Source organism: Streptomyces sp. NPDC060209 (genome assembly GCF_042728155.1).
Taxonomy (GTDB): Bacteria; Actinomycetota; Actinomycetes; order Streptomycetales; family Streptomycetaceae; genus Streptomyces.
This window is the reverse complement of record NZ_JBHWZS010000039.1, coordinates 23949-42086: the sequence shown is the minus strand read 5'-3', so window position 1 is coordinate 42086 and position 18138 is coordinate 23949. Positions and strand designations below refer to the sequence as shown.

Sequence of the window (18138 nt, the reverse complement as noted above, 5' to 3'; positions counted from 1 at the left end):
CCACTTCCCGCAGCTGCGGTGCCCTCAGTGCTCGCCCGGGGAAACGCTCATCGCCAGGAGCGCGGTGTCATCGTCGAGTCCCTCGCCGAACGAGTCCAGGAGTCCGGTGAGAGCCTCGACGGCACCAGGTGCCGAGGTGGGCGCGAGGGCCCGTGCGAAATCCAGGAGCGCTTCGTCGCCGTAGCGTTCACCCGCGTTCCTGGTACGTGCCTCGGTCAGACCGTCGGTGTAGAGCAGCAGAGTGTCGCCGGGCCCCAGGTCCAGGGTGACTGTGGTGAACTGCGCGTCCGGCACGACCCCGAGCAACTGGCCGCCTGGTGTGGGCAGGTAGTCGGCACTGCCGTCGGCTCGCAGCAGCGCGGCAGGGGGATGGCCTCCGCCGGCCAGGACGACATGGAATCCCATGCCGTTCGCTTCGGGTGTGAGCAGGCCGAAGATCACCGTGCAGAAGGGCGGTTCGTCTTCCTGGGACCGGTGGTTGAGCGCGGTGTTGAGGTTGGCCAGGACCGTGGCCGGTACGGGATCGGAGACCGCTGCGGCTCGCAGGGTGTACCGCGCCAACGACGTCACCACGGCCGCGTCCGCGCCCTTGCCACGCACGTCCCCCATGAAGAACCCCCAGCGTCCGGCGGTCAGCGGGAACAGATCGTAGAAGTCCCCGCCCACCTCGTCAGGGGATGCGAAGTGGTAGTGCGCGGCGACTTCCAGGCCCGGAACCGGTTCGAGGGCCGGCGGGATCAGGGTGCGCTGCAGGGTCGTGGCAAGGCGCTGCAGGCGCTCACGGTCGCGCTCTGCCTCCTGCCGGGCTCGCAGGAGTTCACGTTCGTAGGTACGCCTGTCCCCGGCGTCAAGGAGAGTGGTGCGGATCAGCAAGGGTTCGCCGTCGTCGTCCTGCTTGACGGTGGAGGTGACCAGGACGGGCAGCCGACTGCCGTCCGCGGCCTTGAGCTCCAGGGCGATGCCGCTGACCTCGCCCTGCATCCGCAGAAGTGGTGAGAAGTGCGTCTCGTGATACAGCCTGCCGCCGATGGTCAGCAGGTCGGAGAACTGTTTGTGGCCGACCAGTTCCTCGCGACGGTAGCCGAGCCATTTCAACAGCGTTCCATTGACCTTGGCGATCCGTCCGTCCATCAGTGTGGAGAGGTAGCCGCACGGCGCGTTCTCGTAGAGGTCCTCGACGCTGTCCTCCAGCAGAGCGGCGAACGACAGCTGTTCCTGGTCACGGTCCCCAGCCGACCACGACCCGCCGGTCTCATCGCCGCCCGGGTGCACCGTCATGGCCCCTGCACGAAGGCGATGATCGCTTCGGCCGTCTCCTCGGGGGCGCTCAGCTGGGGGCAGTGGCCCGTCGAGTCAAGAGTGACCAGTTCGCTGCCGGGGATCTGTGCGTGGACGAAGGCGCCCACCTCGCGTGGAGCGATCGTGTCGCGCGCACTCTCGGCGATGAGCGTCGGAACCGTCACCTCGGCGAGATCCGCCCGGTTGTCGGACAGGAAGGTCGCCCTCGCGAAGACCCGGGCGATCTCCGGATTTGTTCGGCAGAAGCTGTTGGTCAGCTCCTCACCCAGTTCGGGACGCTCCGGGTTCCCCATGATCACCGGTGCCATCGTCGCGGACCAGCCCAGGTAGTTGCTGTCCAGCGACTCGAGCAGTTCGCTGATGTCCTCCGCACTGAATCCGCCGCGGTAGTCGCCGTCATCGATGTACGACGGCGAGGGGGTGAGGAGGACCAGCCTGTCGAAGAGCCCGGGCTCCCGCACTGCGGCGAGAACACCGATCATGGAACTGACCGAATGCCCGACGAAGGTCACGGGTCCGAGACCGAGCTCTTGGCAGATCTCGATCACGTCCTGCGCATAGCCTTCCAGGGTGGAGTATTTCTCGGGGCTCCAGGCGGACGCATCGGAACGACCCGCCCCCACATGATCGAAGCGGACCACCCGGAAGCGTTCCTCAAGCGCGGGCACGACGAGACGCCACAGATTCTGGTCGCATCCGAAACCATGGGCGAGCATCACCACCGGGCCGCCCTCCCGGCCCGTCACCAACACCCGGTTCCTCTTCCGCACGTCCATGAGAACATCCTGGCACCGCCTGCACCTGACGGCCTGGTCTGCGGGAGGAAGGCGCGTGGGCCGGCGACCTCTGCCGAGCGGGCCCGCAAGGGCTCATCAACCGCAGCCGGGCGGCCGATCGACCCGCGGACAGCGGCGGGAGGCGCCAGGCCGGCTCCGGCTCCCGGCACGAGGTCAAGGTGCCGCGACCGGCGGCGGCCCGCACCCCAGCCACATCAATGCAGGTCAGCGCACCCTTCCACGCGGTTTCAGCGCCACCGGCGGCAGTGCCGGAGCGGGCAGACGGCCGCCGTCGTAGCCCTTCACCTCACCGAAGCGGGGACCCTCCATCCAGTCCAGACGGGCCGCCTCGATCTCCTCCTGCGACCGCCCGATGAAGTTCCACCACATGACGATCTCCTCCTCGAACGGCTCGCCGCCGAGAAGCATCAGTCCTGCGTCGGAGGCGGCGCGCAACGGCAGGTCGGTGCGGCCACAGCCGAGGTAGAGCATCGATCCGGGCAGGACCGGGACGCCGTCGACCTCGGCCTCGCCGGACATCGACAGCACCGCGTACTCGAAGTCGGGGTCCAGCGGCAGCCGGGCCCCGGCGCCGGCCGTCAGGGCCAGGTCGGCTCCGACGATCGGGGTATAGGCCCTGCCGGGCGACACGGCTCCGTCGAGTTCACCCAGGATCACGGTGGCGGTGAGGCCCGGCGCCGTGACGGTGGGCAGGTCGGTGTGGTGCTGGAAGTGCGGCTCGACGTAGCGGTCGGAGTCGGGCAGCGCCACCCAGAGCTGGGCGCCGTGCAGAAACCTGGCGTGGGGCTTCGGGCTCTCCTCGGAGTGGCTGATGGCCCTGCCGGAAGTCATCAGGCCCAGTTCGCGCGGACGGATCTGCTGGAGGCTGCCCAGGCTGTCACGGTGCAGGACCTCACCCTCGTGCAGCCAGCTGACCGTCTGCAGGCCCATGTGAGGGTGCGGCGGCACCTGCATCCCGGGCTCGTCGGAGATGTCGTCGGGGCCGTAGTGATCCACGAATGCCCAGGCTCCGACCATGCGTCGTCCCAGGTTGGGAAGGAGCCTGCGCACCTCGGTGGACTCGCCGAGCTGGACGTGGCGCGGGGTGAGGAGTTCACGTACCGGCTCGGCGACGACGAAGCCACGTCCTCCGCAGACGGAGAGAGCGGCCTGGCGATCGAGATTGCTCATGGCGCACAACCTATTCCCGTACGGCCGTGGCGCGCCGGTCCCCACGCCGAAAATTTAGTGGAATGTTTAACTACCTCGGTGTGTTGACGCGGCTGTAAACATTCCGGCCGAGGAGGAGAAGTGGACGACACCTACTACGAGTTCGGCACGCCCGCCGACCGCTGGGACCGGGCGCAGCTGTTCTTCGAGGCGAAGGAGTACCTGACCGCGGCGCGGATCCTCGGCGGGCTGGTGCAGGAGGTGCCGGAGCAGGTGGCGCCGCGGCTGCTGCTGGCGCGGGCCTACTACCACTCGGCCCGGCTCGCCAAGGCCGAGACGGAGCTGCGTGAGGTGCTGGAGCGCAACCCCGTCGAGGACTACGCCCGGCTGATGCTCGGGCGCACCCTCGAACGCCAGGGCCGGCAGGCCGAGGCCGACACGCATCTGCGGATGGTTCACGCGATGGCCGGGGACCTCGGCCCGGAGCTTCTTGCACAGGAGCAGCGGAACCAGGGGTGACACGCACGCCGGCGGAGGGCGCGGGGAAGGGAAGCAGAGGCACCGCTCCCCGCGCCCGCCCCTTCGCCGGCTCAGCTTTCCGCGTTCGACACCCGGTCCAGCCATTCGGTCATCAGTGCCGATTCAGCCGTGCTGAGCCCGGACCCGTGGGACCGGCGCAACAGGGCGCCCAGCCTCGCCGCCGCGGAAGGCACTTCGGTGTCCACCGGCCCGCTCGCGCGCATGTCCGGCGTGAGGACGGCGGCATGTACGGCATCGCGCACACGCACCGACACCCCGGCGTCCGAGAAGGTCGCGGGCCGGGAGACCAGCATCAGCGCGACGCCCGTCGTGGCCGACATGATCATCTGGGCGGCCAGATCGGGGGCGACACGCAGCTTCCCCTGCTCAGCCGCCCGCTCCAGGTCGCGCGTCAGGATGCGGTGCGACTCGATGGCGGCCGCCGGCGGTGTCCGCATCGCCGGGGAGTTCATCAGCCGGTACAGATTGGGATTCCGTAGAGCGAAATCGACATGACTGTCCCATCCGTTACAGAGATCCTCGACGGGATCGGTGGTGTCGCCCCGCTCCCGCTTCGTCGCCAGGTAGGCGTCGAAGCCGTGATCGACGACGGCCGACAGCAGACCTTCCTTGTCCCCGAAGTGCCTGTAGAGGGCCGGCGCTCCGACCTGTGCCGCCCCGCACACGGCGCGCGTGGAGATGTCCCCGTCAGGAGACTCCGCGACCAGCCGGGCCGCGACTTCGAGGATGCGCGCTCGTGTACTCATCGGAGGGACGCTATCAAGGCGTGTGCGGCACGGATCGGACGGTGGCGGCATGACCGGTCCGCCCTTCGGGACCGGCCTCGCGGCGCGTCGGCAAACGCGCGCACGGCAACCTTGCGCATGGTCGCACCCCCTCTCCCGGTCGGCGGATCGGCGCAGTGACAGACGGCGGCGGTCAGATGATGCCGCCGTTGGCGCGCAGCACCTGGCCGTTGACCCAGCGGGCCGGACCGGCGAGGAAGGCGACGACCTCCGCGATGTCCTGGGGGGCGCCGAGCCGCTCGAGCGGAGGCTGCGCGGCCATTCTCGCGATGGTCTCCTCGTCCTTGCCGTCCAGGAACAACGCGGTGGCGGTCGGCCCGGGGGCGACGGCGTTGACCGTGATGTCCCGGCCACGCAGCTCACGGGCGAGGATCAGCGTCATCGCCTCCACGGCCCCCTTGGTCGCGGCGTAGGCGGTGTATCCGGGAATGGCCAGCGCCAGCACCGAGCTCGAGAAGTTGATGATCGCCCCGCCGTCACGCAGACGTCGCGCCGCCTGCTGGTCGACGACGAAGGTGCCGCGGATATTGGTGCGGTACATCCTGTCCAGCGCGTCCAGGTCGAGGTCGACCAGCGGGGAGAGCGACATGACGCCTGCGGCGTGAACGACCACGTCGACTCCGCCGAAGGCCTCCTCGGCCGCATCGAAGAGGGCGGCGACCGCCACCTCGTCGGCGACGTCCGCCTGGTGCGCGACGGCCTCGCCGCCCGCGGCGACGACGGCCGCGACCGCCGCTTCGGCCTCGGTCCTGTTTCCCGCGTAGTTGATGACGACCGCGAACCCGTCCGACGCCAGCCGCTCGGCACTCTCGCGGCCGATACCTCGCGAGCCCCCGGTGACAAGAGCGACCCTGCGTGCGCCTGTGGTGTGCTGCTCGGTCATGACGTTGCTCCTGTGGCAAAGACGTTGCCGTCGGTTCCGCGAACCCTGTCAGAATCAACGTTACCGCCATTGCGTTATCGACGCTACCGCAGGATCGGGGCAGCGCCCCCCTCCGCCGACCTGGGCTCGGTGCGGAAACTCGGATGCGCCGGCCGTTCGCCCGGTGATAGTCAGGCCGGTATGGACAGCCTCGTGACGGCCCGGCTCACCCTTCATCCGCTGACCGCCGCGGAGGCAGCGCTTGTGGAGACCGGCGATTCGGCCGCCCCTCCGGACGGTGTGTGCTGGGCGCCCGGCTATCCCGACGACGGCGACCGGGCGGGCGCCCGTCGGTTCCTGGCGACGTGCGCGAGCGCGGGCAGCCCCCAGCCCTTCGGCCCGTACGAGGTACGACTGCGTGCGGACGGATCCGCGACGGACGGACCGGCGATCGGCGGCGTGGCCTTCCACGGCAGACCGGACGCCGCCGGCCAGGTCACCGTCGGATACGGCCTGATCAGCTCGGCACGCGGCCAGGGGTACGCCTCCGAGGCGCTCAGGGCACTACTGGCCTTCGCGCGGTCCCAGGGTGTCCTGTCCGTGAAGGGCGACGCCGATCTGGACAACATCGGGTCCCACCGCGTCATGGCGTCGGCAGGCATGCGACTGGTGGCCGTGGACGCCCGGCTGAAGCACTTCCGTGTCGACTGGCGCGGCATCTCGTCAGTGGACCGCGACCCGATGAGGTGACCCGATGAAGCGGAACGCCCCGGGGCAACCGGGCGGCTCTCCGCCGCCACGGAACGCCGAGGCCGCATCACGGCATGATGCCGTTGCTGCGACCGGCGTCAGGTGGAATGGCTCGCGGGGAGCACGATCGCGGTCACCGCGAAGCCGTCGTCGATCAGCCACTTGCCCTCGTACGACCTCGGCATTCCGGGCGCCGTCAGCGAGAGCTCCGCGGTGAACGTGCCTTCGGTGGCGCCGACCTGGCTGGTGCGGAAGCTGATGTCCGCCTCGTAGAAGTCGAGTTCGAGCCGGGTGAGCGGGTACCAAGTCTTGAAGACGCTCTCCTTGGCGCTGAACAGCAGCCGGTCCCAGTGGATCGCCCGGCTGTCCGCGCCCAGGGGCCTCCTGGCCCGTTCCGAAGGCAGTGATATCGCCTCCCACACGTCGGGCGGAAGCGGTTCGTTCGGTTCGGCGTCGATACCGACCGCGCGTACCTCGGACGCCCTGGCCAGGACCGCCGCTCGATATCCATCGCAGTGCGTCATGCTGCCCACGGTCCCGTCGGGCCACAGCGGCATGCCGCGATGGCCACGCAACACCGGCGCGGGGGGAAGCCCCAGGGCGGCCATGGCCCGTCTCGCGCAGGCGCGTACAGCCGCGAATTCATGTCTGCGCCGGTCCACGCTTGTTGCCACCAGCTGCACCTCCTCCGGGTACAGGCTGCCCGCCGGGGCATCCGTCTCGTAGGTGTCCGCGCAGGCGACGTGCGCGGGAAGAAGGCGTTCGATCACGACGCGTCGCCCTTCTCGGCCGGGGGCTGCTGTCCCTCGTACGGAAGGATCTGCCGCAACAGCCCGCGCGGATGGCCCCGCTTGCGCCACTCCCTGGGGTAGCCGATCGAGACCTCCTCGAACCGTACGCCGTCGTGCCAGGTCGTACGCGGGATGTGGAGATGGCCGTAGACGACGGCGGCGACGTTGAAGCGGCGGTGCCAGTCGGCGGTGAGTTCAGTACCGCACCACTGGGCGAACTCCGGGTACCACATCACGGAGGTGGGTTCGCGCAGCAGAGGCCAGTGCCCGGCGATCACAAGGGGAACGTCCGGGTCGTGCGCGGCCAGCCGCTGTTCGGTGAGTGCCACCCGTGCCCGGCACCAGTCGTCCCGGGTCGCGTAGGGGTCCGGGTGCAGCAGGTACTCGTCGGTGCAGACGACGCCCGCCTCGTGGGCACGGGCGAGGGATTCCTCCTTCGTCGACGTGCCCGGAACCCTGAAGGAGTAGTCGTACAGGAGGAACACGGGGGCCACGGCCACGGGACCGTCCTCGCCCTGCCACCGGGGGTAGGGGTCCTCGGGCGTGGTCACGCCGAGCTCGCGGCACACCTGGACGAGGTGCTCGTACCGCGCCTGGCCACGCAGTCGTACGGGGTCCTTGTCCACCGTCCAGAGCTCGTGGTTCCCGGGGGTCCACACCACATGGGCGAATCTCCCCGCGAGCAGTTCCAGCGCCCGTTCGACCTCTTCCGCCTGCTCCGCCACGTCCCCTGCGACGATGAGCCAGTCCGCGTCGCTGGACGGGTGCATCCGGTCGGCGACGGGACGGTTGTCTGCGATCCCGACATGGAGATCGCTGACTGCGAGGAGCCGGCCGCCACCGTTCGGCGGGTTGGGGGCGGGCCCGGTCGGAGAACTCATTGTTCGAATTTACCGTCTCGGTGCTTCTGACGGGGCCGCCCCGCTCGACATGCCCGCAGTTCATCCGCCCGTGATGATTGGCCAATCGCCCACGGGGAACCCGGCGGCGCATGCAGTGCGTGCCCCTCAGCCGACGGCGGAGAGGAAGACGCCGATGACCGCCCGCTGGTGCCGCCGGCTGTGCTCCGCTGCGCTGACCGTGATTGCCCCGGCGGATCCAAGGGAAGGCGCCGTTAATGCGTGCAGATCATCATGAAGCACCCGTTCTCGATGCGCTGGCTGCCTGCACTGGAGCGTGACCGCAGGGAACACGGAGATCTACGCGGCACCTGACGAAAGGATCCCGACATGCCGATCGCCACCTACAGCCTTGTCGCTCTCGACTGCCCGGACCCCAGGTCTCTGGCAGCGTTCTACCAGGGCGTACTGGGCGGCGAGGTCAAGAACGACTACCCGGACTGGTACGACCTCTACGTCCCGGGCGGCGCGCGCATCGCGTTCCAGAGGGCAGCGGACCACAGGCCGCCGGAGTGGCCCCGCGCGGACCGCAATTCGCAGCAGGAGCACCTGGACTTCGACGTGACGGACATCGAGCGTGCGCAGGAGGAGGTGCTGGCGCTCGGTGCCACACCGCTGGATCTCGACGACCAGGGCGGCGAGCGCAAGTTCCGTGTGTTCGCCGACCCGGCCGGGCATCCGTTCTGCCTCTGCTGGCATTGACCTTCCGGCCCGCGGTGTGTGCGGGGTGGCCGTCCGCCGAGGGCGGCCTCTCGCACACCGTGGCCCCGACGAGCCGTGTCGTCCTCGCGCCTCACGTCATGGCGCGATGAGAATGGGGAACCATGAGCCGAAGCGCCCTCATTGTCATCGACATGCTCAACACGTACAGCCACCCGGATGCCGAGATCCTCATCCCCTCCGTGCGCCAGGCGCTCCCCCGCATCGTGGCTCTCGTCGAACGGGCCCGGGACGACGGCGTACCGGTGATCTATGTGAACGACAATTTCGGGGAGTGGCGGTCCCACCACGGCGAGATCATCGAGACGACGTTGTCGGGGCCTCACAGTGACCTGGTGGAGCCCGTGCTTCCGGACGACGAGTCCCTGTTCGTCGTCAAGGCCAGGCACTCGATCTTCTACGAGACGCCACTCAGCTACCTTCTGTCTCAGTTGGATGTGGACCGTGTGGTCCTCTGTGGTCAGGTCACCGAGCAATGCGTCCTGTATTCGGCCCTCGACGCACATATCCGCCACCTGAAGGTGACTGTTCCCGAAGACGCAGTGGCCCATATCCACCGGGACTTGGCGCAGGCGTCCCTCCGGATGATGGAGCGCAACATGAACGCGTCGATCCGAAAGGCCGCGAACGTCGAATTCTGAGTCTTCGCCGTTCGCGTTGAGGCCGCCATGCACGGAGCGGCAGCGTACGAGGGCGCCATCGAGCGCCGTACGGGGCATTCCTGGAGCCGTACCGAGTAGGCCGGGCCCGCGAGGGGCACAGTGGCGCCGAGCCCCACGTGCAAGTCTTCGGCCCGAAGGAGTGTCCTCGCGATGCGCGCCCTCGCTTTCGTCTGCACCCTGAACTCCTCGCCCACCCCCTCCAGCAGCCATCTCATCGCCGACCAGGTGATGGCCGAGTTCGAGGGCCTCGGGGTGAGCGGCGAGGTGGTCCGGGTGGCGGACCACGACATCCGGCCGGGAGTGGCGCTCGACATGGGTGACGGGGACGCCTGGCCGGCCCTGCGCGAGAAGGTCATCGAAGCCGACATCCTCCTCATCACCACTCCCATCTGGCTCGGCCACCCGTCAAGCATCTGCCAGCGTGTCCTGGAACGACTGGATGCCGAACTGTCCGAGACCGACGAGCAGGGCCGGCTGCTGACCTACGGCAAGGTCGCCGTCGCAGCGGTGGTGGGAAACGAGGACGGCGCCCACAAGGTGAGCTCCGATCTGTTTCAGGGTCTCAACGACCTGGGGTTCTCACTGGCTCCGGGAGCCGTCACCTACTGGGTCGGCGAGGCCATGCAGGGGACGGACTACAAGGACCTGGACGGCCCGCCGGAGGCAGTCGCCTCGACGACGCGCACCCTCGCCGTCAACGCGACCCATCTGGCGCGCCTGCTCAACGGCAGCGCCTACCCGGCCTCCTGACGGACCCTCACTTTCGTTACCCGGCGCGGACTTCGGTGTTCTGGCAGGCGTGCAGCAGCCAGGTCCCGTCGTCCCTCTTCGTCATGACGTAGAGCGGGGCACCCTCCGATTCGCCTTCCGCCGAGCGATAGACCTGACGGACCTTGACTGCCGCCACGTCGGGCCGCAGGAACTGTGTGTGCACGGCCTCGTAGGTGACATCGCCGTCCCACTCGGCGGCGGGCAGTACGGCACGGGTGAACTCGGCGATCGCCTCGAAGCCGATCAGTACCTTGCCGTGGGCGGTCGTCCAGAGGGCATCGGGGTGAAAGAGCGCGAGGAAACCTTCGGCATCCCTGGCTCGCTGGGCGTGTTCCACGGCGGCGACCACCTGTTCGATGGCCTTGACGTCTGCGGCTTCGGTATTCATGCACACCACTCTGAGACCTCAGGCACGCTTGAGGTCAAGCGTCGGCCCGGCCCCGGCCGGAAATCGTGCCACGCAGCGCGGCCGGGCCTGCTGCTGCGTGCGGCTCCGCGTCAGGAGACCCGGCTCGGCTCGAAGAAGACCCCTCCCAGGTAGTCGTAGGCCACTGTCGCCGGCCGAGGCGTCCGCCGACACATCCGTGAGCAGTTCGATCAGTACGGCGCGTGCCCGCGCGACGCGTGAGCGTACGGTCCCGATGGGACAGCCGATGGCCGCGGCGGCCTCCGCGTAGGGGAAGCCGAGAAGTTGGGTGAGCACGAATGCCTCGCGGCGTTCTTCCGGGATCGAGGACAGCAGTTCGGCCAGGGCGACCCCCTCCTCGAAGCCGGGCACGTCGTACTGCTGGGCATGCTCCGCCGCGCTCTGCCAGTCGTCCCGGTCCGCGAGCCTGGGCCTGGCGGCGGCATGGCGGAAGCTGTCCGCCACGGTTCGGCGGGCGATGGAGAGAAGCCATGTGCGGGCGGACGATCGGCCTTCGAATCCGGGCAGGCTGGTGAGCGCCCGGAGGAATACGTCCTGGGTGAGGTCGTCGGCCGCCTGGGTGTCCGCGCTGAGGTAGGCGACGTAACGCCAGACGTCGCGGTGAAGTGCGCGGACGAAACGGTCCGCCTTCGCGGGGTCCCCGTCACGTGCCGCCAGCGCGAGCCGTGTAGCCGTGGCATCGGACGTACTGGTGTGCCGTGTCGGCGCCGCTTCGGGCGAAGAGGTGTGCCGTGCCGGCGCCGGTGTTCTCCCGGCAGGTGGGTACTGGGCATGAGTCATCGCCACAAGGTCCTTACAGGCGCGTGGTGTCCGGCGCCGCGCGAGGCGCGCCGGTGAGGGGAACGGCCTGCCGGAAGGCAGCGCCGATGCCCGAGGCGCCGCAAGGTGCTCCGCGCGCGCTCGGGGAAGCCGCTGTCGCTATACGACAGCCGGTCCCGTCGGCGGGCCACGCGAGGTGATGCTGTGAACGAGCAGGAGCCGCGCGGGCGTCTGCTCCGTGCGCCGGCGTCGAACGCGCGGGCGCGGACGCTGTGGGTGCACGGCGAGGCGGAGCAGGAGCTGGAGCGGCGTCCAGAGCCGCCCCGCGAACGCACGCAGTACCCGGAAGAGGGCTCGCTCCCCGTATGCGAGCCACAGGCCGCACAGCACGGCGGCCAGCAGGTGAGCCGCGAGCATTCCTCCCGGAACCACGGCGGCCATGCCCTGGCCGCCGTGCACGGCCGACCCCATGCCGGCCGCCGCGTCGGTGGTCATGCCGTGCAGCGCGTGGAGGCCGTGACCGCCCGGATCGGCCGCCGCGGTTGCGAGGGTGCCGGGAGGAGGGCGGGAGATGAGGTTCCCCAGCCCGGCGTCCGTGACGATCGCGACCGCCTCCCGCTCGGAGAGCAGGGACGCGCCGTCTCCGCACAGCAGCTTCTCGGCCCACTGGCGGGCGAAGGACACCGGCGGGGCCGGCGGTGGCTGGGCGAATGTGAAGCCCGCATGGAGCGCGGTCTGTGCCACGACGGCTGCCGAAGTGACGGCGAGCAGCCCCCTCTCACGGCCCGCGAGGACCCAGGCGGCGGCAACCGTGCTCGCGAACGCCGCGGACATCGCCCGCCCGGAAACCGGAGTGCCCGACATGAGGACATGGCCCGTCGCCGCGAGCAGCACACAGACGACTGCGAACAACGCAGCCCGCACAGCTCGGGAACACCGGCCTGAATCCATGGCGGCCCCATCCTCGCACCGACGGTCGGCCCGGCGCAGGTGGGAAGCGGGATGCGTGGGTTCGTGACAGAAGGACATCTGATGCCGTCCGGCGTCGTCACACGGGGTTCCCCGTGCCGGCCTCCGGTACCTGATCCGCCCTCAGGCGCGGAGAGCGGCGTCGAGATCGCGGATGAACTCCCCCACGCGCCCGCCCCCGGGAGGCGCGCCGGGCAGACGGCCCAGCACCGCGGTGACCGCCGGCGGCGCGTGATGACACGCCCAGTCGAGGATCCCCGCCGTCACCGGTGGTCCCTCTCCGGCGGCCAGCTCTTCCGCTCGTGCCGCATGCGCTGCCGCGCCGAGGATGTGCTTCACCTGATGAGCGCTGGCCTTGGGATGGAGGAAGGCAGCGGCGGCCGCATGACTCGCCGCTCGTGCCGCGTCGGCCGCGGCGGGTGAATCGGCTTCTCCCGCCGCCTTGTACGCCGCCCATGCACTCTGCCGCAGAGCGCCCGTGCGACGGCCGCCCCCGGCGAAGGCGTGTGCCGCGTCGATGGCGTCGCGCGGGCGCGTGTCGGAAGGAAGGACGTCTTCGAAGACCGACAGCGCCCTGCGCGCGCAGTCAGCCGCATAGCCCGCGATCTCACGGAGTTCGTCTTCGCTCAGCTCGATCGTGTCCGGGTCGGTAGGCACGGCTCCATCCTGTCGCAGGTCGCGTCCGGCGGGGACGCCGGGGCGCAGGTGCCTGTGAAGAGCCCGCTGCACCAAGGCATCTGAGGGCCCGGCTCCATCGGGGCCCGCGCCAGGGCCCCGCGCCAGGGCGCAGGGCCCACGCGTCCCGGTCAGTCGGCGGCGTACGTGCGCTTCCCGCGCCGGTAGGCGAACTCGCCGAGCAGGATGTCCAGGACGAGGAACGCCGCCAGCGGGATGCCGAGCAGCGGCACGAAGTACCCCAGGGCGGCCACGACCGCCATCAGCGGAACCAGCACGTGGGGAGGGACCTTCTGCCACGCGCCCCGAGGCAGCGGACGGCCGAAGGCGGCGCCCCGCCCGCGCTGCCACCACATCCTGTACCCCAGCACGATCTGGAGGATCAGACCGAAGGCGAGGGCGATGAGCACGATCTGGTTGACGGGTCCGAACAGGACGCCGGTATGGGCGTCGATACCCCAGCGGGTCAGTTTGGCGAGCAACGGGTAGTCGGCGAACCGCACCACGTCGGTGACCTCGCCGGTGGCCGGATCGATGGCGACCGCGTCCTGCTTCTCGGGCCAGCTCCGCTGGATCTGGCGCACGACGTACGCCGACGAGGGGTCGGCAGGGGGCACGATCTCCACCGGGTTCGAGAGACGCTCGGCGCGAGCCGTACTCAGTGCGGCGTCGATTCCGATGTCCTCGCCCTTCGCCCCCGCGGGCCCACCTACCGGCATGTGTTCGGCGTGCTCGCCACCGGAGGCCACGCCCGCTGTGAGGACCGGCGTCGTCTGGCCGATGGCCTCACGCAGGTCCGCGACGCTCTGCCCCGCATACGTCGACCAGGTCAGGCCCGTGGCCGATAGGAAGAAGAGGCCGATCGCCACCCAGACGCCCACCGTGCCGTGCAACGAGAGGGTACGCCGACGCCCGGTCGCCCCACGCACCTTCCGACGTGCCCGTCGGCGTCCGAACCACAGCACGAGACCACCTGCGGCTATCACCCACAGCCAGCTGGCGGCGAGTTCGCTGTAGAGGCGGCCCGTCTGGCCCAGGTGCAGGTCGCGATGGAGTTCGTCGATCCAGGTGCGCAGGGGCAGCGCGCCGGAGGACCCGTACTGCTCCAGCGCGCCGGTCAGTTCGCCCGTGTACGGGTTCACGAACACGGCGAGCGTATGGTCGGCGTTCACCCCCGGCACTCCGGACAGCAGGACACGTGTGGTCGCGCCGTCCTCCGGCGACGGCCTGACCGCGCTGACCTCCCCCTCGGGATGGGCCTCGCGAGCTGCCGCCACCTGTCGCGAGACCGGCAGCTCGCTCTCGCCCACGGGCACTCGCAGCTGATCCGCGTACACGATTTTCTCGGCCTGGTACGAACCCGCGTAGAGGAGCCCCGTCGTGGCGGCGACCAGCAGGAACGGCGCGATGAGCACACCGGCGTAGAAGTGCAGTCTCAGCACCAGCGGCCGGAGGGACGCCCATGCGGTACGCCCTCCGGGTGGATCGGGCTGTCGGGTCTCCTCCGGATCACCGGAAGTGAGCACCGCTTGCTCGACGGACATGGCTGGTCTCCTTAACGCGCGCGGGACGGGGCGGGCAGACCGTGGTCGGCCGGTCGAGTAGTCGGAGCGGAGCGACCGGTAGTTCCCGGCGACGCGCATGCTCTGCGTCACTTCCGGCCAGGAGGGTCGCGCCGCCACGCGCACGTCCGTTCCGCCGCGTTGTGTCCCGGTCGCCGCGTCGCGTCACGAAGCCCCGCCACAAGCCCTGTTCGGCCCGCCCTTGCGGGCCGGCGGCGGTCTCAGCCCGTCGCCGCCGCGCGGTAGGGGCGGAAGAAGGCACGGAGTTCCTCCGCGTAGAGCTCGGGCTCCTCGAAGGCCGCGAAATGCCCGCCACGCGGGGGCTCGGTCACGCGCACCATGTTCGTCGTGCGCTCCAGCCACGCCTGCGGAGGGCGGACGATGTCGCCGGGGAAGAGCGAGAAGCCGGACGGCACCTCGACCCGCCGGGCGAGCTGTGCGGGCGGGATCGCGGCGTTCGCACGGTACATGCGCATGGATGAGCCGATCGTCCCGGTCAGCCAGTACAGCGTGATGTTCGTGAGGATCTCGTCCTTCGTGAAGCTCCGCTCGACGTCGCCGTCGCAGTCGCTCCAGGCCCGGAGCTTCTCCACCATCCACGCCGCGAGCCCGGCCGGTGAGTCGTTGAGCCCGACGGCGGCGGTCTGGGGCTTCGTGCGGTGGATCGCGGCATAGGCGCCCTCGGTCGCGCCCCAGGCCGCCGCACCTTCCATCCAGGACCGCTCCTCCGGCGCGAGGTCCGCCGGGTCGCCGGTGAAGACGGGCAGGCCACCGTCGGTGCGGTGGACGGCAACGACCCGGTGGGGGTGGTCGAGGCCGAGGTAGCGGCTCACATGGCTGCCGATGTCCCCGCCCGCCGCGCCGAACCTCTCGTAACCGAGGACGGTCATGAGGTCGGCCCACAGAGCGGCGACGGCGATGGAGTCGAGGGGCGGGCCGAGTGGCCGGTCGGAATACCCGTAACCCGGCATGTCGGGCACGACCACGTCGAACGCGTCGGCCGGATCGCCGCCGTGTGCGCCGGGGTCCGTGAGGAGGGGGATCACCTTCGAGTAGCGCCAGAAGGAGTCCGGCCATCCGTGGCTGAGGACCAGCGGCAGGACGGGTCCGGCCGGTGCGACGGCCCGGGCGTGCACGAAATGGACTCCGAGGCCGCCCAGCGGGACCCGGAAGCGGGGCAGCCGGGCGAGCGCCGCCTCCTGCGCCGGCCAGTCGAAGCTCTCCGCCCAGTACTCGACGAGCCCACGGAGATAGGCCAGGTCGGTCCCGAGCGACCATCCGGCGTCCTCAGGCGTGTCCGGCCAGCGCGTCGCGCGCAGCCGCGCGCGCAGGTCTTCCAGCGCCGCGGGAGCGGTCTGCTGGATGAACGGCTCTGGGCGGGGCTGGGCGTCCGGCATGGACGCATCCTAGAGGCGGCGCCGCACTGTGGTCCGGCGCCGGCCCGGGAACCACCGAGCGGCCGAAAGGTGGCTGGACCTGCTCCGGAGCCCGTGACGTCCCGGGAGTACAGTCTCCCCCTGCCCCGTAGCCCCCAGTACACCAGGTGAGAGATGTCCAGCCACATGGATCAGCGATCCAGCCACGCCAGACCCGACGACGCCCTTCTTTACGCGGAGCGCGCGCAACGGCTGCGGCGGCGGCTGGAGCGCCTGATCGGCATCGCCGCGACCGAGGGCAACAAGGTCGTCCCCCTCCGCAACGGGGACCAGATCTTCGCCTCGATGCTGGACTCCATCCGGGGTGCCGAGCACACCGTGGACATGATGACGTTCGTGTACTGGCGAGGGGACATCGCCCGCGAGTTCGCCGAGGCGCTGTCGGAGCGGGCCCGCTCCGGTGTGCGGGTGCGGCTGCTGCTGGACGGGTTCGGATCCCGGCTCATCGAGAAGGACCAGCTGGCCTTGATGGACGAGGCCGGGGTGGAGGTGGCGTGGTTCCGCAAGCCCCTGTACCTCTCGCCGCTCAAGCAGAACCACCGCTGTCATCGCAAGGTCCTCATCACGGATGAGGTGACGGCGTTCACCGGCGGCGTCGGGATAGCCGAGGAGTGGTGCGGTGACGCCCGCGACGAGACCGAGTGGCGGGACACCCATGTGCGGGTGCAGGGTCCGGCGGTGGACGGTCTGGCCGCCGCGTTCGCGCAGAACTGGGCAGAGTGCCACGACGAGCTGTTCACCGAACGTGACAGGTTCGTCAACGCGACGCATCACGGCGAGTCGGTCGTCCAGGTGGTGCGCGGGTCGGCCGGCTTCGGCTGGCAGGACATGCAGACCCTGCTCCGCGTCGTCCTGGAGTCCGCCGAGGAGCGGATCCGGCTCACCACGGCGTACTTCGCGCCCGACGCGTACTTCATCGGGCTGCTGTGCGACGCGGCCCGCCGGGGCGTCTCCGTGGAAATCCTGCTCCCCGGGCCGCACACGGACAAGCGGGTGTGCCAGCTGGCCGGGCAGCACCACTACGAGGAGCTCAACGCCTGCGGCGTGAAGATCTACCAGTACCAGCCGACCATGCTCCACACGAAGGCGCTGACGGTGGACGGTGTCGGCTCGCTGATCGGCTCGACGAACTTCAACCGCCGCTCGCTCGAACACGACGAAGAGGTGATGCTCGCCGTCCTCGACCGGGAGTTCACCGCCACACTGGACGGTCACTTCGAGAAGGACGTGGAGCAGAGCACGCCGATCGAGGCGGGCCGGTGGAAGCGCCGTTCACCCGTGCAGAGGATCCGGGAGGCGGCGGTCCTGCCGATCCGCCGCTGGCTGTGACGCGTACAGGCGAATGCGCCACCACGAGGAGTGGTGGCGCACCCGTGCTTCTCACGCGGTCGGTCAGCCGCCGACGTACCAGCTGAAGCCGCCGGACGAGGCGGCCACGGCCATCAGGACGACGAAGAGGATCACGTCGATGATGCCGAGGACGAGTCCGGCCTTCGCCATCCCGGCACCGCCCTTCGCGGGCACCTTGCGCAGGCCGACGGCGCCGAGAACGATGGCGACCGGCCCCAGGATCACGCTGAAGAAGACGAGGCCCACGATTCCGCAGACCAGGCTTGCGACAGCGAGACCGTTGGTCCCGGACCTGGGAGTGGCCATGGACGAACTGTCGTAGTGCGACATCACTTTCTCCCGTCGGTTCATCGTGCTGTGTGCTTGGTGAAATGCGGGTGGTGCTCGGTGAATTGCGGGTGCCCCTCTTCCCATGCCCCAATCACCCGATTCCCGGGGGTGTGACGGCTCCGGACCGGGGCATACGGGCTGTCACCTGCCGCTTGTCAGGTGAAGGGAGTGCTTCATGAGCGAGTCTGTCGAGACACGGCCGGAGACGACTGCGGTGGTGACGGAGCCCGTGCCCGATCTGCAGCTTCAGCTGCTGATCCAACTGCTGGACAGAGAACAGCGCTCCAGCCTGCCGATCACCCTCGCTCTGGCCGGTGGCGTACTCCACGGAGACGTGATCGGCCACGAGGCGTGGAAGGCGGACTGGGCGCGAAGCCTCCGCCAGGTCGAGGGTGAGGGTGCGAACCTGATCGCGGAGTTCCCGGAGACGGTGGACCAGGGCATCAGGGAGCTGGGGGCCGGGGACGGAACGACACAGCTCCCGCGCTGGATTCACCTCAGGGACGCCACACTGGTCTTCGGCGGCACGGGATCCCTGCGACTGCCTCTGTGGCGCGGACGTCTGGCCGATGTGTCCGGGTGGGCGCTGGGACGGCCGCAGTGAC

The 18138-nt window shown here is 69.8% G+C and carries 21 protein-coding genes; 7 read left to right on the top strand and 14 right to left on the bottom strand.

Annotated features, from left to right (window positions below):
• Positions 1–24 precede the first annotated feature (24 nt).
• The 3 genes from ACFWFI_RS10980 to ACFWFI_RS10970 all read right to left on the bottom strand — a co-directional run bounded on the left by ACFWFI_RS10980 (position 25) and on the right by ACFWFI_RS10970 (position 3266).
• The gene (locus ACFWFI_RS10980) at positions 25–1278 is read right to left on the bottom strand and encodes a PP2C family protein-serine/threonine phosphatase (protein ID WP_387387873.1); all 1254 of its coding nucleotides are present in this window, start codon (positions 1276–1278) and stop codon (positions 25–27) included.
• The gene (locus tag ACFWFI_RS10975) at positions 1275–2075 is read right to left on the bottom strand and encodes an alpha/beta fold hydrolase (RefSeq protein WP_387387872.1); all 801 of its coding nucleotides are present in this window, start codon (positions 2073–2075) and stop codon (positions 1275–1277) included. The genes ACFWFI_RS10980 and ACFWFI_RS10975 overlap by 4 nt, the downstream gene beginning before the upstream one ends.
• 225 nt (positions 2076–2300) lie before the next feature.
• Positions 2301–3266: a pirin family protein gene (locus ACFWFI_RS10970; RefSeq protein WP_387387871.1), complete on the bottom strand. Its 966-nt coding sequence runs from the start codon at positions 3264–3266 to the stop codon at positions 2301–2303.
• Positions 3267–3386: 120 nt separating this feature from the next.
• Here ACFWFI_RS10970 and ACFWFI_RS10965 point away from each other — a divergent pair, with 120 nt between their 5' ends.
• Complete coding sequence (locus ACFWFI_RS10965; RefSeq protein ID WP_387387870.1) at positions 3387–3764, top strand: tetratricopeptide repeat protein; 378 nt, start codon at positions 3387–3389, stop codon at positions 3762–3764.
• Between the two features lie 71 nt (positions 3765–3835).
• Here the strand turns inward: ACFWFI_RS10965 and ACFWFI_RS10960 are convergent, their stop codons facing one another.
• Both ACFWFI_RS10960 and ACFWFI_RS10955 read right to left on the bottom strand, forming a co-directional pair.
• Positions 3836–4531, bottom strand: coding sequence for a TetR/AcrR family transcriptional regulator (locus ACFWFI_RS10960; RefSeq protein WP_387387869.1), 696 nt, complete (start codon positions 4529–4531; stop codon positions 3836–3838).
• Positions 4532–4703: 172 nt separating this feature from the next.
• Positions 4704–5453: an SDR family oxidoreductase gene (locus ACFWFI_RS10955; protein ID WP_387387868.1), complete on the bottom strand. Its 750-nt coding sequence runs from the start codon at positions 5451–5453 to the stop codon at positions 4704–4706.
• A gap of 180 nt (positions 5454–5633) precedes the next feature.
• Here ACFWFI_RS10955 and ACFWFI_RS10950 point away from each other — a divergent pair, with 180 nt between their 5' ends.
• A complete protein-coding gene (locus ACFWFI_RS10950) occupies positions 5634–6182 on the top strand; it encodes a GNAT family N-acetyltransferase (RefSeq protein ID WP_387387866.1) in 549 nt (182 codons plus the stop codon).
• 98 nt (positions 6183–6280) lie between these two features.
• Here ACFWFI_RS10950 and ACFWFI_RS10945 read toward each other — a convergent pair whose 3' ends face one another.
• Positions 6281–6952 (bottom strand): 4'-phosphopantetheinyl transferase family protein, encoded by a 672-nt coding sequence (locus ACFWFI_RS10945; RefSeq protein ID WP_387387865.1) that lies wholly within the window; start codon positions 6950–6952, stop codon positions 6281–6283.
• Positions 6949–7854: a metallophosphoesterase family protein gene (locus ACFWFI_RS10940; RefSeq protein WP_387387864.1), complete on the bottom strand. Its 906-nt coding sequence runs from the start codon at positions 7852–7854 to the stop codon at positions 6949–6951. Before ACFWFI_RS10940 ends, ACFWFI_RS10945 begins: the two co-directional genes overlap by 4 nt.
• Before the next feature lie 348 nt (positions 7855–8202).
• On the opposite strand from ACFWFI_RS10940, the gene ACFWFI_RS10935 reads away from it, so the two are divergent.
• The 3 genes from ACFWFI_RS10935 (at position 8203) to ACFWFI_RS10925 (ending at position 10004) form a co-directional block, all read left to right on the top strand.
• A complete protein-coding gene (locus ACFWFI_RS10935; protein ID WP_387387862.1) occupies positions 8203–8574 on the top strand; it encodes a VOC family protein in 372 nt (123 codons plus the stop codon).
• A gap of 122 nt (positions 8575–8696) precedes the next feature.
• Complete coding sequence (locus ACFWFI_RS10930; RefSeq protein WP_387387860.1) at positions 8697–9233, top strand: cysteine hydrolase family protein; 537 nt, start codon at positions 8697–8699, stop codon at positions 9231–9233.
• 171 nt (positions 9234–9404) lie between these two features.
• A complete protein-coding gene (locus tag ACFWFI_RS10925; protein ID WP_387387859.1) occupies positions 9405–10004 on the top strand; it encodes a flavodoxin family protein in 600 nt (199 codons plus the stop codon).
• Positions 10005–10020: 16 nt separating this feature from the next.
• On the opposite strand, the gene ACFWFI_RS10920 is transcribed toward ACFWFI_RS10925, so the two are convergent.
• From ACFWFI_RS10920 to ACFWFI_RS10895, 6 genes are all read right to left on the bottom strand, one after another.
• Positions 10021–10413 carry an SgcJ/EcaC family oxidoreductase gene (locus tag ACFWFI_RS10920; RefSeq protein WP_387387857.1) on the bottom strand — a complete coding sequence of 131 codons (393 nt, stop codon included), beginning with the start codon at positions 10411–10413 and terminating at the stop codon, positions 10021–10023.
• 18 nt (positions 10414–10431) lie between these two features.
• Positions 10432–11232 (bottom strand): sigma-70 family RNA polymerase sigma factor, encoded by an 801-nt coding sequence (locus tag ACFWFI_RS10915; RefSeq protein WP_387387856.1) that lies wholly within the window; start codon positions 11230–11232, stop codon positions 10432–10434.
• A gap of 138 nt (positions 11233–11370) precedes the next feature.
• Complete coding sequence (locus tag ACFWFI_RS10910) at positions 11371–12135, bottom strand: hypothetical protein (protein ID WP_387387855.1); 765 nt, start codon at positions 12133–12135, stop codon at positions 11371–11373.
• A 168-nt stretch (positions 12136–12303) separates the two neighbouring features.
• Positions 12304–12837 carry a putative immunity protein gene (locus tag ACFWFI_RS10905; RefSeq protein ID WP_387387854.1) on the bottom strand — a complete coding sequence of 178 codons (534 nt, stop codon included), beginning with the start codon at positions 12835–12837 and terminating at the stop codon, positions 12304–12306.
• Between the two features lie 149 nt (positions 12838–12986).
• Entirely contained in the window at positions 12987–14399 is a 1413-nt protein-coding gene (locus tag ACFWFI_RS10900; protein WP_387387853.1) for a PepSY-associated TM helix domain-containing protein, read from the bottom strand.
• 239 nt (positions 14400–14638) lie between these two features.
• The gene (locus tag ACFWFI_RS10895) at positions 14639–15814 is read right to left on the bottom strand and encodes an epoxide hydrolase family protein (protein WP_387387851.1); all 1176 of its coding nucleotides are present in this window, start codon (positions 15812–15814) and stop codon (positions 14639–14641) included.
• Positions 15815–15979: 165 nt separating this feature from the next.
• Here ACFWFI_RS10895 and ACFWFI_RS10890 point away from each other — a divergent pair, with 165 nt between their 5' ends.
• A complete protein-coding gene (locus ACFWFI_RS10890; protein ID WP_387387849.1) occupies positions 15980–17182 on the top strand; it encodes a phospholipase D-like domain-containing protein in 1203 nt (400 codons plus the stop codon).
• Positions 17183–17245: 63 nt separating this feature from the next.
• On the opposite strand, the gene ACFWFI_RS10885 is transcribed toward ACFWFI_RS10890, so the two are convergent.
• On the bottom strand, positions 17246–17533 hold the full coding sequence (locus tag ACFWFI_RS10885; RefSeq protein ID WP_387387847.1) for a DUF4190 domain-containing protein: 288 nt from the start codon (positions 17531–17533) through the stop codon (positions 17246–17248).
• Between the two features lie 175 nt (positions 17534–17708).
• Here ACFWFI_RS10885 and ACFWFI_RS10880 point away from each other — a divergent pair, with 175 nt between their 5' ends.
• Positions 17709–18137, top strand: a complete 429-nt coding sequence (locus ACFWFI_RS10880) for a hypothetical protein (RefSeq protein ID WP_387387845.1) — start codon at positions 17709–17711, stop codon at positions 18135–18137.
• The last annotated feature ends 1 nt before the right edge of the window (position 18138 follow it).